At 39.6% G+C, this 15,210-nt stretch carries 15 protein-coding genes; 14 read left to right on the top strand and 1 reads right to left on the bottom strand.

Annotation, left to right across the window (positions count from 1 at the left end):
• Window positions 1-3 precede the first annotated feature (3 nt).
• From LGQ02_RS18580 to LGQ02_RS18530, 11 genes are all read left to right on the top strand, one after another.
• Window positions 4-1,428 carry an aldehyde dehydrogenase family protein gene (locus tag LGQ02_RS18580; protein ID WP_226515772.1) on the top strand — a complete coding sequence of 475 codons (1,425 nt, stop codon included), beginning with the start codon at window positions 4-6 and terminating at the stop codon, window positions 1,426-1,428.
• Window positions 1,429-1,606: 178 nt separating this feature from the next.
• On the top strand, window positions 1,607-1,885 hold the full coding sequence (locus tag LGQ02_RS18575; protein ID WP_226518374.1) for a BMC domain-containing protein: 279 nt from the start codon (window positions 1,607-1,609) through the stop codon (window positions 1,883-1,885).
• 10 nt (window positions 1,886-1,895) lie between these two features.
• Entirely contained in the window at window positions 1,896-2,747 is an 852-nt protein-coding gene (tpiA, locus tag LGQ02_RS18570) for a triose-phosphate isomerase (protein WP_226515771.1), read from the top strand.
• Window positions 2,748-2,750: 3 nt separating this feature from the next.
• Window positions 2,751-3,215, top strand: coding sequence for an RpiB/LacA/LacB family sugar-phosphate isomerase (locus LGQ02_RS18565; RefSeq protein WP_226515770.1), 465 nt, complete (start codon window positions 2,751-2,753; stop codon window positions 3,213-3,215).
• A 9-nt stretch (window positions 3,216-3,224) separates the two neighbouring features.
• A complete protein-coding gene (locus LGQ02_RS18560; RefSeq protein ID WP_226515769.1) occupies window positions 3,225-3,497 on the top strand; it encodes a EutN/CcmL family microcompartment protein in 273 nt (90 codons plus the stop codon).
• A gap of 13 nt (window positions 3,498-3,510) precedes the next feature.
• The gene (locus LGQ02_RS18555; RefSeq protein ID WP_226515768.1) at window positions 3,511-3,786 is read left to right on the top strand and encodes a BMC domain-containing protein; all 276 of its coding nucleotides are present in this window, start codon (window positions 3,511-3,513) and stop codon (window positions 3,784-3,786) included.
• Window positions 3,787-4,050 carry a EutN/CcmL family microcompartment protein gene (locus LGQ02_RS18550; protein ID WP_226515767.1) on the top strand — a complete coding sequence of 88 codons (264 nt, stop codon included), beginning with the start codon at window positions 3,787-3,789 and terminating at the stop codon, window positions 4,048-4,050. It begins immediately after the preceding gene.
• A gap of 588 nt (window positions 4,051-4,638) precedes the next feature.
• Entirely contained in the window at window positions 4,639-5,286 is a 648-nt protein-coding gene (gene deoC, locus LGQ02_RS18545) for a deoxyribose-phosphate aldolase (protein WP_226518373.1), read from the top strand.
• A gap of 503 nt (window positions 5,287-5,789) precedes the next feature.
• Window positions 5,790-7,016, top strand: a complete 1,227-nt coding sequence (locus LGQ02_RS18540) for a M14 family zinc carboxypeptidase (RefSeq protein ID WP_226515766.1) — start codon at window positions 5,790-5,792, stop codon at window positions 7,014-7,016.
• 272 nt (window positions 7,017-7,288) lie between these two features.
• Complete coding sequence (locus tag LGQ02_RS18535) at window positions 7,289-8,296, top strand: BMP family ABC transporter substrate-binding protein (RefSeq protein WP_226515765.1); 1,008 nt, start codon at window positions 7,289-7,291, stop codon at window positions 8,294-8,296.
• Window positions 8,297-8,311: 15 nt separating this feature from the next.
• The gene (locus LGQ02_RS18530; protein ID WP_226515764.1) at window positions 8,312-10,132 is read left to right on the top strand and encodes a sensor histidine kinase; all 1,821 of its coding nucleotides are present in this window, start codon (window positions 8,312-8,314) and stop codon (window positions 10,130-10,132) included.
• A 68-nt stretch (window positions 10,133-10,200) separates the two neighbouring features.
• On the opposite strand, the gene LGQ02_RS18525 is transcribed toward LGQ02_RS18530, so the two are convergent.
• Window positions 10,201-10,674 (bottom strand): GNAT family N-acetyltransferase, encoded by a 474-nt coding sequence (locus LGQ02_RS18525; protein WP_226515763.1) that lies wholly within the window; start codon window positions 10,672-10,674, stop codon window positions 10,201-10,203.
• Window positions 10,675-10,933: 259 nt separating this feature from the next.
• Between LGQ02_RS18525 and LGQ02_RS18520 the strand changes: the two genes are divergently transcribed.
• From LGQ02_RS18520 to LGQ02_RS18510, 3 genes are all read left to right on the top strand, one after another.
• The gene (locus tag LGQ02_RS18520; protein WP_226515762.1) at window positions 10,934-11,377 is read left to right on the top strand and encodes a pyridoxamine 5'-phosphate oxidase family protein; all 444 of its coding nucleotides are present in this window, start codon (window positions 10,934-10,936) and stop codon (window positions 11,375-11,377) included.
• A 156-nt stretch (window positions 11,378-11,533) separates the two neighbouring features.
• On the top strand, window positions 11,534-13,348 hold the full coding sequence (locus LGQ02_RS18515) for a XylR N-terminal domain-containing protein (protein ID WP_226515761.1): 1,815 nt from the start codon (window positions 11,534-11,536) through the stop codon (window positions 13,346-13,348).
• A gap of 284 nt (window positions 13,349-13,632) precedes the next feature.
• A complete protein-coding gene (locus LGQ02_RS18510; protein WP_226515760.1) occupies window positions 13,633-15,183 on the top strand; it encodes a 4-hydroxyphenylacetate 3-hydroxylase family protein in 1,551 nt (516 codons plus the stop codon).
• Window positions 15,184-15,210 lie beyond the last annotated feature (27 nt).

The following is a 15,210-nucleotide window of genomic DNA, read 5'->3' as shown; positions in this document are numbered from 1 at the left end:
CGGGTGAATATTTCTGAAAAAGATGTGAAAGCATTGGTTGAAAAAGTCGTCATGCAAATGGGTGAGACGGAACCGAAACAAGCACCTGAAGCAGGAAGTAGTACACCTTATGGACACGGCGTTTTCGCTACCGTTGATGAGGCCGTTGAAGCGGCAAAAATAGCGGAAGAGAAAATGAAGAACACGTCTTTAGCTACACGGAAAAAGATGGTTGAGAACATGCGCGAGACAAGCTTGAAGCATGCGGAAGAACTTGCACAAATGGCTGTTGAAGAAACAGGGCTTGGGCGCGCAGAAGATAAAGTCGCAAAAAATACGCTTGCTGCTGAAAAAACACCAGGTGTTGAGGATTTAAATAGTACAACGTATACAGGGGATGACGGACTCACATTAGTTGAGTTTGCACCAATTGGTATCGTTGGAGCGATTACGCCATCAACGAATCCCGGTGCTACGATGATCAACAACAGTATTTCGCTTGTAGCAGCTGGAAACGTTGTCGTATACAATCCGCACCCGAGTGCAAAACTTGTTTCGCTAAAAGCGATGCAAGTGTTAAACGAAGCGATTGTTGCAGCAGGTGGACCTGAAAACGTCCTTACTGCGGTTGCTGCACCGAACCTTGAGACGAGTAGTGAAGTGATGAAGCATCCAAGCATTCGCTCTCTCGTTGTAACAGGTGGGGGTGAAGTCGTCAAAGTGGCGATGAGCTCTGGGAAAAAGGTCATTGCCGCAGGACCAGGGAATCCACCTTGTGTTGTCGATGAAACAGCAAACATTGAAAAAGCAGCAAAGGATATCGTTACAGGCGCAAGTTTTGACAATAACGTCCTTTGTACCGCAGAAAAAGAAGTGTTTGTCGTTGATAAAGTCACTCATTCCTTAAAGTCTGAAATGAGCAAAAGCCATGCGATGGAACTGAAAGGTTTCCAATTAGAAAAAGTGTTGAAAGTAGTGCTTGTTGAAAAAAATGGGCGATATTATCCGAATCGTAAGTTTATCGGAAAAGATGCGTCGGTCATTCTCGAAGCTGCTGGACTGAAGGCAGACCCTTCCGTTCGTCTGCTTTTTGCAGAAACAAAGGCGGATCATCCGCTAGTCATGACGGAAATGCTCATGCCGATCATTCCGATTGTCAAAGTTGGTTGTGTCGATTCAGCAATTGACCATGCATTAAAAGCTGAAAAGGGCAACAGACATACAGCGGTGATGCATTCACAAAATGTCACGAACTTAACGAAAATGGCTCAAAAAATAGAAGCAACGATTTTCGTAAAAAACGGTCCATCCGTTTCAGGGCTTGGCTATAACAGTGAAGGTTTTACAACGCTAACGATTGCCGGTCCAACAGGTGAAGGTCTCACGTCAGCCCGCACATTTACGAGACAACGCCGTTGCGTGCTCGTCGATGGCTTGCGGATCATTTAAGTGATCGAGGTGACTTGCAATGAATGAAAAAGAAGAAAACCAAGCAAATCTGGAAAATGAATCGTCCGTTAATGAAGAAGTAGAAGAAGTGAAAGAAGAAAAGCAAGAAAAAGAAGCACCGAAAAAGCCGAGGCAGCGGCGAAAAAAATCAACGAAAAAAGATCAAGGAGGAGTCAACATGGTAAGAGAAGCGTTAGGAATGGTTGAAACGAAAGGGTTAGTAGGAGCAATTGAAGCAGCAGATGCAATGGTGAAAGCAGCAAACGTTCAGTTAGTCGGTAGAGAAATTGTCGGTGGAGGAATTGTGACAGTCATGGTTCGCGGAGATGTAGGTGCAGTAAAAGCAGCAACAGAAGCTGGATCAGACGCAGCTGGACGTGTTGGTGAGCTATTAGGCGTACATGTAATCCCTCGTCCAAATAGTGAAGTTGAATCGATTCTACCGAAATCAGAATAAGGCGATATAAATGATGAATGAATCAACAACGATTCAACATTACGTGAAAAACCTTGTGGAAGAAGCCGTTCATGAAGTTCTTGGAAAAGAGGCAGAGACTCCACTTCAGTTTTCACCGAGGCGAAAGCTTGTCGTTGGAAATTGGAAAATGAATATGTCGATGGAGTTAGTTGGAGATTTCGCTCGTTCGTTTCAAGTGAAGGCCGAAAACAGTGAAGTTGTGATTTGTCCACCGTTTCCGCTTATTTATCCAGCGAAGGTTGCTTTCGGTCAGAGTCATGACTCAATTTTTCTCGGGGCACAAGATGTTCACGCAGAAGACAGCGGAGCGCATACAGGTGAAGTTTCAGCAGATATGTTGACTGAGGTCGGGTGCCAGTTTGCCATTGTTGGGCATTCTGAACGACGCGAAGCTGGTGAGACGGATGAAGAAGTTGCGTTAAAAGTAAAGCAAGCTTTAAGAAAAGGAATAGAGCCGATCATCTGTGTTGGTGAAACGCTAGATGAACGAGAATTAGGGAAAACGAACGACGTTGTCGAAAACCAAGTGCTCAAAGCATTAGAAAAAGTAGACGACGTTTCAAAGGTGATTCTTGCATATGAACCTGTTTGGGCGATTGGCACAGGACTTTCTGCAACCGCAGATGAAGCACAAACCGTTCATCAGTTTATTCGCGAAACAGTGAGTGGCCGGTTTGGTGAAGTTGCTCAGAAGTTGCCGATTCTTTACGGAGGATCTGTCAAGCCTGATACAGCAGGGAATTTAGCTGCGATGAATGATATTGATGGTGTCCTTGTCGGTGGTGCAAGTTTGAAAGCGGAGGACTTCGCAGCAATTGTTGAAGCGTTTGAGAGGGGTTGATACATGGTGAAGAAAGTTGCGATTGGTAGCGACCACGGAGGCTACGAGTTAAAAGAGCATATAAAAAAAGAATTAACGAAACTAGGGTATGAATACGTCGATTTCGGTTGTCATGACGGTGAATCGGTTGATTATCCGGATGTTGCATTTCTCGTTGGAGAAAGTGTTGCCACAAACGATCACTACGTCGGGGTAATGATTGACGGCGTTGGGATCGGTAGCGGGATGACAGCGAACAAAATACCAGGTGTTCGTTGTGCGGTTTGCTGGGACCTCTCATCGGTCATTAATAGCCGCGATCACAACAATGCGAACATGTTGAGTATTGGCGGACAGACGCTCGGGCCAGGACTTGCGACGCAAATGGTGAAAACATGGCTTGAAACCGATTTTTCAGGTGGTAGACATGACCGACGAGTAACGAAAATCATGGAAGTGGAAAGTCGTTTTATTAAACGCTGGAAGTAGGTCAGTGACATGTTTATTGGCAAAGTTGTAGGAAATGTCGTTTGTACTCATAAAGATGAAAGTTTACGAGGATTGAAGTTATTAGTCGTTCAACCGCTAAACGATGATTTGACACCAAAGGGGAAGAAGATCATCGCGATCGATACGATCGGTCAATCGGGAATGGATGACGTTGTGTATTTAGCGAAAAGTAATGAATCAGGCTTACCGCTAAATCGTGACCTCGTCGCAGCGGATGCCGGGATTATGGGAATTATCGATAAATATAATGTGAATCAATAGGGAGGAATTTCAGATGAATAACGCATTAGGTATGGTAGAAACAAAAGGGTTAGTAGGAGCAGTAGAAGCAGCAGACGCAATGATGAAGGCAGCAAACGTAACATTAGTAGGTAAAGAGCAAGTAGGCGGCGGTCTAGTAACCGTATTAGTTCGCGGAGATGTAGGTGCCGTAAAAGCAGCGACAGAAGCTGGCGCAGATGCAGCAACTCGTGTTGGTGAGTTCTTATCTGTACATGTGATCCCTCGCCCGCACCAAGAAGTTGAGAAAATTTTACCTGGCCAAAAATAAATGAAACTCGCAAAAGTAATTGGTAATGTCGTTGCAACAGTGAAAACTCATAGCCATCAAGGTGAAAAGTTAATGGTTGTCGAGCCGATTGATGATCAAGGGAAGAGAATCGGTGACTCTTTTATCGCGGTTGATGGGGCGCAAGCAGGAGTTGGCGACATTGTGTTAATTATTGAAGAGGGCGGCTCAGCAAGGACAATCATGGGGAACCCAGAAGGTGCGGTTGACGCGATTATTGTTGGGATCGTCGATTATCTTGAATGATTATCCGCTCTCGGTGGACGCTTTCACCTCTAGGCACAAGCGCGACATCCGTTTATGCTTCACATTGTTCGCATTCACGGTGTCTCCTTTGCCGGGGCACGGCTTCAGCTACTATGTTTCCTGTCTCTTCCTCTGCGAGCAACGCTATGCAGCTTTGTCCGTCGAGACAACTCGTAGCTTATTCATGAAGCTACGCTCGTCGCTGGAGTCGCCACCTTCGCTCCTCAAAGCCATCAACGGCACAATAATACTTTTTATCAACATTAAGCTTAAAGAGCTAAAAAATATCTAGCAACCTACTATCGCCATTTTTTGAAACATTCGTTTTGTTATCAGGATGCAATAGTTTTGGCTATAGGGTCAGATCAGGCAGCGGACAATAAGAGAAAGCAAATAAGTAATCGGAGGTGATTTCAGGTGAATAATATGGAACAATTAGTTGAACAAATTACAAATCAAGTGATGCAGAAGATCTCAAATGCAGATGGCGCAAAGACAGAAGAAGGAAAGACTTCCGAGGCAAAGCCAGCTGCAACAGCGGCTTCTTCATATAATACGTCTTTAATCACAGGACCAGAAGTTGGAAAAATGATTGACCATACATTACTAAAGCCTGAAAGTACAAAGGAACAAATTATTAATCTTTGTAAAGAAGCGGTAGAATATAATTTTGCGACGGTTTGTGTGAACCCGTTCTGGGTACCAACCGCAGCAGAGGAACTAAAAGGTACGAAAGTGGGCATTACGACAGTTGTTGGATTTCCGTTAGGGTCTACGAGCACGTTTGTGAAGATCTCGGAAACTCGTGATGCGATCGCATCAGGTGCAACAGAAATTGATATGGTGATTAATGTAGGTGCCCTAAAGTCTGGAGAAAACGAAATCGTGAAAAAGGACATTGAAGGTGTCGTTTTAGCAGCGAAAGGCCAAGCACCAGTAAAAGTCATCATTGAAACAGGTTACTTAACAGAAGAAGAGAAGCGAAAAGCATGTATGCTCGCAAAAATGGCTGGTGCTGACTTTGTAAAAACATCGACTGGGTTTGGACCAGGCTGTGCGACACCGGAAGATATCGCGCTTATGAGAGAAACAGTCGGACCAGACATGGGTGTAAAAGCGTCTGCTTGTGTACGAGACCTTGATACTGCGAAGAAAATGATCGCAGCAGGCGCAACGAGAATTGGCGCAAGCGCAGGGAAAGAAATCGTCAAAGGCGGAGTCGGAAAAGGGTATTAAGGGGACCAGTGACCTCCCGGAATATGTCGAATAAAAGCGATGTTGCATCAAGCAGCATCGTTTTTTTGCGCAGTTCATCAGATTCCGATTTTTCCCAAATTCCAGGCGTCTGGATATTATTTACCAGGTCTCTGGCACTTGGGATTTATTTGGAAGTATGATGATCTTTTTTAATGACGTTTGTATTGTGACTTTTTATTCAAGTGAACGTTTTCTTTCTGCTCATATTTGTATGGGTAACACAACCTATTTTTTCTGTGAAGTATTTTAGTTGTTTAGCGAAAGGGGTTGAACTTAATGTTTTCCCCTCGTTTCTTGACGGTGAATCAAACAATTTCCTACTACTTCATTCCTGTTTATTTAAATATTCAGATAAATGGTAAATTGTGCTTGTATTTATTTTGATACACTAAATTTTAGGGAGGTGAAGGAAGTTAGTAAAATAACTCTTCGTATGATGACCTTCATTAGCCCGGATAAAATTCTATTAGGAGGCGGTATTGATGAAGAAAACTTTAACAATGATGTTGGCGTTTTTACTATTTATGTCACTAAGTATCTCAGTATTTGCAGAACCTCAATCAAAGCCTAATGGACCATGGATCCAACCAGAGCAAGAAGTGAAATTAGAGGCTTTGATGTCTCCTGAGGAATTAGAGAAAAAGCTATTACAGATTAACGACCGCGCACGTGATGACAGAATGGAATTGGATGTTGTCGGATATTCAGCAACTTATGAATACCCAATCTACGCTGTAAAGTTTGGAGAAGCTGATACAGACAACCCGAAAATTTTCATTCAAACGCAAATTCACGGTGATGAACAGCTAGGGACAGAAGCATCTGTTGACTTGATTCAACAGCTTGCAATGAGTAACAATAAGGACATTCGAACAATTTTAGATAATGTCACGGTCTGGTTTATCCCGATGCTTAATCCAGACGGCTCCGTTGTTTTTGAAACAGAACAGGGACAGTCTAAGCAAAGACAAAACTTACAAGTATGGGATCCAACTGAATTTGGCTTAGTAGAAGACACTGCAGCACCTTGGTATTATCGTCCAGATTTTGTGAGCGGAGAAATGGGCTTTGATGTGAACCGCGACTTTCATCCATATTTAGATTTAGAGCTCGGGCCAGACAATGCAGATGTTATTCCGCAAGATAGCTCAGAGCCAGGGGTATATGTTACACCAGAGGCACAAGCATCTAGAGATGTATTTAATGAATTGCAGCCTGATTTATTTATCGATCACCACCACCGTTACAGTAATGTTGTCTCTGAAGACGATGATCGTCTTAATACGTTACAGCTGATTGCTCAAGTTGTAGATGAAGAAACAGTTGTGAGCTACGATGGCGTCGATTATCAAGTTGATGAAGAGTCACTTAATCTATCAAAACAAGTAAACAGTTACGTTTATAAAGCGTTACAGAGAGGGAATTCACCATTCGGAGCTATCTCAAGATTCCCAGAGGTTAACTTACCAGGAACAGCTCTTGGAAGTTATTCGATGAATGGGGCAGCAATTATGCTCTATGAAACTCGTGGACAACAGCATCCATACGGCCATACTGGTCAAAAAGCGAACGGTCAATATACGCAACAATCATATGTCGGTCTCTATGAAACATTACGAGGGTTTGCAACTGGCGAAATTTATGATGTAGATCCGGTCTTTTACGATGAAGAAATCCCATACGGCAGCCCAAGAATCAGCACACCGTAAATAATCACATATACAGAACGAAATCAGATAAAAGAGTGATGTTGCATAAAGCAGCATCACTCTTTTTGAATGTATCCTTTACCTATATTTTACAAGTGCCTGGCACCTGGATAATAATTCCCAAGTGCCTGGCACTTGGTATTAAATGGTAATTTATTGAAGTTGAGTAGGTTTTTGTTTGGTGTGGTGGTTGAATGATTCTATCCTGTGTAGACCTTTGTCTTTTTTTTCGCTAGAATAAGAGAGTGTGAATAGAAAGGGAGAGTGCTTTTATGCAGCAATCAAAACAATCAAAACAAACGTATATGATTCTACTATTTGCGACATTGGTTGCTGTAGTGTTTATATTGTTAATTATCGTTCGAACAAATGGCATTTTATATGAAGCATCAAACATAGAGGCTGATCAAGACCATGTTGTCATATTAACTTCAGACAAAATCATTGATCAAAGCTGGGGAAGTCTTGCTTATAAAGGATCATTAAAAATAGAGGATGAGTTTCCTGCTTCCGTTTCTTTATTTAGTGAGGTAAATACAGAACAGTTGATGAAGGAGACGGTATTAGAGGAAATGTCTAATGATCCTTCATTGGTCATTGGTCATGGTAGAGAATTTTCTGAGGTGTTTACTGAGTTAGCTGCATCGTATCCCGATGTGCACTTTGTTACAATTCGTGGCACAGGTGTGCATGCAAATCAAACCGTCTATACACTTGATAAGTTAGATAGTGATTATTTTGCTGCACTCGTAGCTACGATGAAATCAGACACGAAGAAAATAGGGATTATCGATGCCATCGACATCCGTGATGATAAGCCTGAATTTGCAGCAGGCTTAAATCGTTATGCACCTGAAGCTGAACTTCACTATCGTTTTGTAGGAAGTAGGGATGACGGTGAAACAGCAGTTAAGCAAATGGATGAGTTGCTAAAAGAAGGCGTTGATGTCATCTATCCAAGAGGAAATGCTTACAACCGAGATGTTATTAAATATGCCAAAGACAAAGGTGTTTATGTCATTGGATTTCTGGATGATCAATCCTACTTAGCAGAAGACATTGTATTAACGAGTGTCATTGGCGATGTCCCTCAAGTTTATGTCGTTATTATGGAAGACTTTTATAGTGAAGAAGGTATGCCAGCTGGTGAAATTGTTTTAAACGAATCTCATGGTGTAAATAGATTGGCTCCATTAGGGCCGATGTTTGATGAAGAAGAGAAGGATCGAGTTAAAAAAGAAATCAACAAATATCGTCAAGGTGAAATATCTTTTGATTAAGTAAGGAGAAACGTAATGAAAACATTCATTAAAAACTTGTCCTTTCGTAGCAAAATCCTAACAGCCCTTCTCTGTACAACATTACTATTGAGTAGCTTTTCCTTTATCCTCATTCATTCCATCGAAGAAGTGAATGAGGTTAGTTATGAAATAAAGAATAAACATATTCCAGAATTAGCTTGGATATCACAATGGGAAGAAGAGTTAAAGTCTAAAGAATATATGGTAGAAAATGCAATCATCAATGATTTTTGCTGTGATTTTATCGAAAAGTACGCTTTACTTAATCATAACGCACAGCGCGAAGAAGTTATAGACAGATATGGTGACGTTCCAGAAGCGCTGAGTCATACGAAAAGAGAAATTGAACGGTTAGATTTTATGATTATGAATAACGTACAAGGTTTACTTATTATTGAAGATCACGGTGGAGCGGTACGTTTTATTGAGGAAAAATTCTATCCATCCCTAAATGAAATACAAGAAGAATTAAATGAAATGAAAATAACTACCTTTCATACATTAGATGTCCAATCTGGGAAATTCCCAACAATTGTGAAAGATGCAATTGGATTACTCATCTTGATTACGGTACTTGCTATCATTTTATCTATTATCATGTCATATCGAATTAGTAACAGCCTGACCCGTCCGGTTGAAACGGTCGTTGAAAAAGTTGGTGATATTGCTGATGGGCAATATGGGCTGTCGATTAAAGGGAGCGATCAGTTCGAAATAAGAAAACTGACGTCATCGATTAATAAAATGTCATGGCGCCTAAAAGAATCTTTCGATAAAATTTTGAATGATAAAATTTATTGGGAGCAAGTACTTAATTCATTACCTGTTGGCATTATTACAATTGAGGAAAAAACGTGTGAATGTACTTTGAATCATGCAGCGGAGGATTTATTAAGTAGTAATAAAGAAACTGTGGAAGAGGAAGCGAAGCGGAAAGGGCATCTTGAAAATGAAGCATTTTGGAAAATCCTTTCTTCAAAAAGGATGGTCAAAAATGAGAAGGTCTCCTTCCAATTAGGTGATGATGAAAAGTTTTTACTTGTTTCACAATCTGCACTTTTAAACGAAAATCAAGTGATGATCGGGAGAATCTTCTATTTCGTTGATATAACAGAAACAGAAGAACTTGAGAAACGAATGCATCAAACAGAGAAACTCGCCCTTGTTGGGGAACTTGCTGCTGGTGCAGCACATGAAATCCGTAATCCACTAGCAGTGATAGATGGCTTTCTCGCCTTAATGAACCAGTCATTTACAGATGACCAAAAAGAACAATTCTATGTACCACTCCTTATGAAAGAGCTAGAACGAATTAACTCGATCATTGAAGAGATGCTACTATTGACAAAACCTAGTGCACCGAAGATGAAAACAGCGTATATCGAAGATTTATTAAAAGATATCATCCCTTTAATTACCAAGGGCAATAAAGAGGTAAGTGTTAAAATTGATCTTGAACGTAAGCCTCTCCTTATTGATGAAAAACAGATGAAACAAGTCTTTCACAACTTAATTCGAAACAGTATCGAAGCAATGGAAAAGCAGGGTGCGATCTTGATTTACTCCAAAGTGAATCAAGGGTTTTATCAACTATATATTGAAGATTGTGGCCTAGGCATTCCAGAAAAAATGCAGGAGTCCATTTTTAAACCATTTTTAACGTCTAAAGAAAAAGGGACAGGCTTAGGACTAACGATTGTTCAACGAATTATTGAAAACCATGAAGGACGCATTCAGCTAATCTCCTCATCGGATAAAGGAACGACATTTATGATTGAATTGCCGTTAATAATAGAACGAAATGGAAAGCCTTGAGGGGGGGATTGTACGTTGAACAACCACCCAAGGCTTTTCGTTTAAAATGAATCAGATGATCATTAGAACTACTTCTTTGCTTCTACAGAATCTTCATTTATTTTTTCAAGAAAAACAAAATTTATATTTTCACGTATCATTTCTGTTTTATACTGTTTGTACCCTAAAGATTGATAAAAACGAATGTTATACACACTTTTCGAGCCAGTGTATAAATCAAAACGTTTACAATGGGAAAAATAATTTTCCAATGATCCCATGAGTTTTTTTCCGATCCCTTTCCCTTGGTGTGAAGGTGACACCATAAGCCTTTCTACATAGCATGTCTCATTTTCGACAAAACCCCTTACTGAACCAATGATTTCATCATTCCTGACAGCTTTGAATATGACTTTTGTTTCTAAGTCTTTTCGTACTTGTTCAACGGTTTCAATCAGCGGAGCAATTTGGTTGTTGTTATATGTGATAGCTTCCCTTTTATATGCTTGCTTCTGTATTTCAAGTATTTTTTCGGCATCTTGCTTTGTTGCTTTTACAATCATTTATCCTCACTCCTTTTTAAGGTGCGTATACAAATAGATATATCAAAAGAGGTTCGTTATGTTTTTCTAAAAGTCCTACCGCAAAAAAGTATAGATTTATTATCATTCACCATATTAATTTATTGTTTTAAAATATACAGAATATTGTTACAATTTATATTGGTTGTTTCTATTGCCCTAGTAAATATCATATTTACCTTGTTGAGGGGATTTTGTTAAATAAACGAAACTATATGAAAGATAGAGGAGGAGTTAGTCAATGAAAGTAAAAGATCATTTAAGTACGGAATTAGTAGAATTTTTAAGAGGGGAAACGCTTGTATCACTCATTACAATCGATGAAGAATCGAAAAAACCAACAGTTGCATGTATCTCTTGGTTGAAAGCGCTTGCAGGCGGTAAGACAATTAAGTTTGCTATCGGAGATAATGCTGAAAGCGTCAAAAATATACTTGCAAACCCTTATGTCGTTTTAAATGTGATCGGACCAGATAGTTGCTATCAAATTACTGGAACGGGAGAAGTCTCTGAAACATTTAAAGAAACGATTAAATTTAAAGTCGTCACGGTAAATGTTGAAGAGGTCGAAGATGTGATTTTTTATGGTGCGAAAATTACAACGCCCCCTGCATATGAAAAAACGTATGATCCGAATTTAGCGAAAAAAATTGATCGTGAAATTTATGAGAAATTAACAGACTGATCTTTCAAAATGGTTAATTAGATAAGTCCGGTAAAGGAAATGTTGTTTGACACGTCGTTTTTTCTATTTGAATACAAACATGAATTGAACATAATGAAAGTTTGAAGACATGGTTTGTATAATGCTACGGTTTGCTTATTGGGGGGAGGAAAAAGGGTGACGGTCAAAAGCCATCAATTATTGTTTCATAACTTAATTGACATTAATCCTCGGACAGGGACGATCATGCTGCATGATAAAAGAATGGTTTTAATGTCAGTCGAAGCATTAGGAATCTTACGCAGGGATTTAATTAATACATTAAGTATGGAACGGGCAAAAGGGTTTCTTTTAAGGTATGGCTGGGCATGCGGGTATCGTGATGGTGAACTAATGACAGGAAAGTATCAGTGGGAATCAAAAGAAGACTTGCTTTTATCTGGACCATCCCTACATACATTAGAGGGAGTTGTTACTGTTGAGCCAGATGTATTAGAAATCGATGAAGGCCATTTGTATTTTACAGGCTATTGGAGAAATTCATTTGAAGCCGAGGAACATATTTCTCATTTTGATATGAGTGATGAAACAGTATGCTGGATGCTCGTTGGATATGCGAGCGGCTTTTTAACGAAAACGTTTGGAAAAGAAGTTGTTGTTTATGAGAAATATTGTAAAGGAAAAGGGGACCCATATTGTTATTTTGTCGCCCAAACTGCAGAAGACTGTTCAGAAGAGCACATAAGGGATTTAGACTTTTACAAGACGGAATCGTTACAGTCTGTGCTAGATAGTGCATATTTAGAGATAAAACAGCTAAATGAAGACATTCTAGAATCTGAAAAAATACAGGATCAGTTAACAGAGTTACTTTTAAAAGACAAAGATGTTAATCATACAACAGAGTTAATTGGGAGTGTACTAAAACGGAGTGTGGTCATTGATCATTTAGATGAAGTGTATACATCATTTTTTCTACGTAAAGAGGATGAAGAGGTCTATCACAAATGGCGAAACGACAAATGTTCGGCATTAGACAATGTTCATATAGAAACATTTGATATTAAAAGCGACCATTTACGTTTAGGAAAATTAGTTGTTATTGGTGATCAAAAGTTAAGTCAACGAGAAGAAATGATCATTAAACGAGCTTTAATGGTTTTTACGATTCAAATGTTTCACCAACGAAAAATTACGGAGTCTATTTGGCGTAAAAAAGAGGATTTCTTTAGTGAGATAATTAATCATCGAGATCTAGATGAAGTTTCTTTAAGAAGGAAAGCTCATATTTTTGATTTTAATCCAAATGAACCTCTCCGTGTGATTACCGTGAAGGTTTCACCTAAAAATATGATCAATGACGTATTAAACCTTTTAATAGCCAAATATTCAAATACTGATATCTTTATAAAAAATGGTTATATTTTATTATTAGAAAATGAGGTCAATGCAACTGAGCAGCTTTCTAAAGACATTATACAATTAGTAAGTAAAAAACTTTCTGAGGTGAAAGTATATTTAGGTGTCGGCCGAAAAGTGGGGTGTGTTTCTAAGCTAGGTAAAAGCTACCGTGATGCGGTTCGGATTTGTGACTTTGTTCAATTAACGTACCCAATTGATAGTAAATGTGCAAAGTATGAAGAACTTGAGCCGATCATTTTATTCTTAAAAGGTGGAGATCATGAAGAGTTAATCATGTTCTATAAAGAAACGATCGGAAAGCTAGTTAAGTATGACCAAGAGAACGGGGGGAACTTCCTGATAACACTTAAGTCTTATTTAGACCATAATGGCAACCTCCAGCAAACAGCGAACGACCTCCATTTGTCGATTGCTGGATTAAGGTACAGGATCGAGAAGATAGAATCGATATGTGATATTGATTTAAAAACAGGTTCAGGAAGATTCAATTGTCAGTTAGCGATCAAGATCTTTTTTACATTAAAAATTATTAATAAAGAGGAAAGTTTTAACCGATTAGTTCTAGAGTAAAAAATAGCTGAGGAGCCTGTAATGAAACAAACGTTTCGTTACAGGCTTTTTGTACTACCAGAAGCCAAGTTTTATTTAACTATCCATTTTTCAACAGTTATATGAATCCTCCTGAAAATCAAACATTTCCACCATAACGACAGTGCGTATGTAACAAAAAGTGCTAGTCTTTTATCGTATTTTCTAATTTATTTACAGTTCAAAATATTCAAACTTATCGATACGATATAACTAGAAAGCGCTTACAAAGACTTTTCGGAAAATATTAAAGGAGGTAAAAAAAGATGTCGACAGAAGAGAAGCAATTGTTAAAAAAGCCATTGACTGGGGACGAGTATTTAGAAAGCTTAAGGGATGGACGAGAAATTTGGTTAAATGGTGAGCGGGTTGATGATGTTACCACTCATCCTGCCTTTCGAAATTCAGCCAGGTCCATCGCGAGGTTATACGATGCGTTACATGATCCTAAAACAAAAGACGTACTAACAAGAGATACAGATACAGGAAATGGAGGATTCACACAGCGCTTCTTCCAAAATGATTATACTGCAGAGGACTTGTTTAAGACACGAGACGCAATCGCGGAGTGGTCAAAGCTAACATACGGTCAAATGGGTCGATCACCGGATTATAAGGCTGCATTTTTAGCAACTTTAGGCGCAAACCCAGAATACTATGCTCCTTATCAAGACAATGCAAAAAGATGGTATAAAGAAGCACAAGAAAGAAACTGGTACTTCAACCATGCGATTATTAACCCTCCGGTTGATCGAAATAAACCGATCGACGAAGTGTCTGATGTCTTTGTCAAAGTCGTCGGAGAAACAGATGAAGGGATCATTGTAAGTGGAGCGAAAATGGTTGCAACAGGTTCTGCCTTAACGAACTATAACTTTGTTGCTCATTACGGTCCGATGCCAATTCAAAAAGAAGAGTTTGCTCTCGTATTCGTCGCTAAGATGGATACACCTGGAGTAAAACTTGTTTCAAGACCGTCTTATGAAATGAATGCAGCGGTAATGGGAAGTCCGTTTGATTATCCATTAAGCAGCCGTTTTGATGAAAACGATGCCGTACTCATTTTTGATAAAGCAGTTATTCCTTGGGAGAATGTCCTCATTTATAAGGATTTAGAAAAAGCGAATGGATTTTTCCCGGAGAGTGGATTTTTACACCGTTTCACATTCCATGGTGTAACAAGGTTAGCGGTGAAATTAGACTTTATTACAGGGTTGTTATTAAAAGCATTAAAGGCGAATGGTACCGATCAATTCCGAGGCGTGCAAGCAAATATCGGTGAAGTCATTGCTTGGAGGAATATGTTCTGGTCGATGAGTGATGCGATGGCACTCAATCCGAACACTGGGGCAAATGGTACGGTCTTGCCAAACATAAACTATGGTCTCTCTTATCGCGTATTTATGGCACAAGGTTGGCCGAGAGTGAAAGAAATTATCGAGCAAGTCGTTGCAGGAAGCTTGATTGTGCAGCCTTCAAGTGCGAGTGACTTTAAGAATCCAGAGCTCCGTGACTACATCGATCAGCTTTACAGAGGATCTAATGACATAGAAGCAGAAGAAAAAATAAAGGTCATTAAACTACTATGGGATGCGATTGGAACGGATTACGGTGGCAGACATGAACTTTATGAGAGGAACTATTCCGGTAATCATGAGAATACGAGAATCGAAAACTTAGTCGTAGCTAACATGAGTGGGGATGCACAATCATTCGAAGATTTTGCCCAACAGTGTATGGATGATTATGATCTAGATGGCTGGACGAACTCAACATGGATCAATCCAGATGACGTTAGTTATTTCAAGAAAAAATAATACGATTATGAAGAGAGTAACTCTACA

Source organism: Bacillus shivajii, assembly GCF_020519665.1.
Taxonomy (GTDB): Bacteria; Bacillota; Bacilli; order Bacillales; family Salisediminibacteriaceae; genus Bacillus_CA; species Bacillus_CA shivajii.
Note: the sequence above shows the minus strand (reverse complement) of the source record. Positions and strands in the feature narration are given on the sequence as shown.

Excerpts from the sequence above, each read along its gene's own strand:
- LGQ02_RS18565 (WP_226515770.1), top strand. The coding sequence starts at position 2,751 with ATGGTGAAGAAAGTTGCGATTGGTAGCGACCACGGAGGCTACGAGTTA.
- LGQ02_RS18540 (WP_226515766.1), top strand. The coding sequence starts at position 5,790 with ATGAAGAAAACTTTAACAATGATGTTGGCGTTTTTACTATTTATGTCA.
- LGQ02_RS18550 (WP_226515767.1), top strand. The coding sequence starts at position 3,787 with ATGAAACTCGCAAAAGTAATTGGTAATGTCGTTGCAACAGTGAAAACT.
- LGQ02_RS18555 (WP_226515768.1), top strand. The coding sequence starts at position 3,511 with ATGAATAACGCATTAGGTATGGTAGAAACAAAAGGGTTAGTAGGAGCA.
- LGQ02_RS18560 (WP_226515769.1), top strand. The coding sequence starts at position 3,225 with ATGTTTATTGGCAAAGTTGTAGGAAATGTCGTTTGTACTCATAAAGAT.
- LGQ02_RS18530 (WP_226515764.1), top strand. The coding sequence starts at position 8,312 with ATGAAAACATTCATTAAAAACTTGTCCTTTCGTAGCAAAATCCTAACA.
- LGQ02_RS18525 (WP_226515763.1), bottom strand. The coding sequence starts at position 10,674 with ATGATTGTAAAAGCAACAAAGCAAGATGCCGAAAAAATACTTGAAATA.
- LGQ02_RS18535 (WP_226515765.1), top strand. The coding sequence starts at position 7,289 with ATGCAGCAATCAAAACAATCAAAACAAACGTATATGATTCTACTATTT.
- tpiA (WP_226515771.1), top strand. The coding sequence starts at position 1,896 with ATGATGAATGAATCAACAACGATTCAACATTACGTGAAAAACCTTGTG.
- LGQ02_RS18575 (WP_226518374.1), top strand. The coding sequence starts at position 1,607 with ATGGTAAGAGAAGCGTTAGGAATGGTTGAAACGAAAGGGTTAGTAGGA.
- LGQ02_RS18520 (WP_226515762.1), top strand. The coding sequence starts at position 10,934 with ATGAAAGTAAAAGATCATTTAAGTACGGAATTAGTAGAATTTTTAAGA.
- LGQ02_RS18510 (WP_226515760.1), top strand. The coding sequence starts at position 13,633 with ATGTCGACAGAAGAGAAGCAATTGTTAAAAAAGCCATTGACTGGGGAC.
- deoC (WP_226518373.1), top strand. The coding sequence starts at position 4,639 with ATGATTGACCATACATTACTAAAGCCTGAAAGTACAAAGGAACAAATT.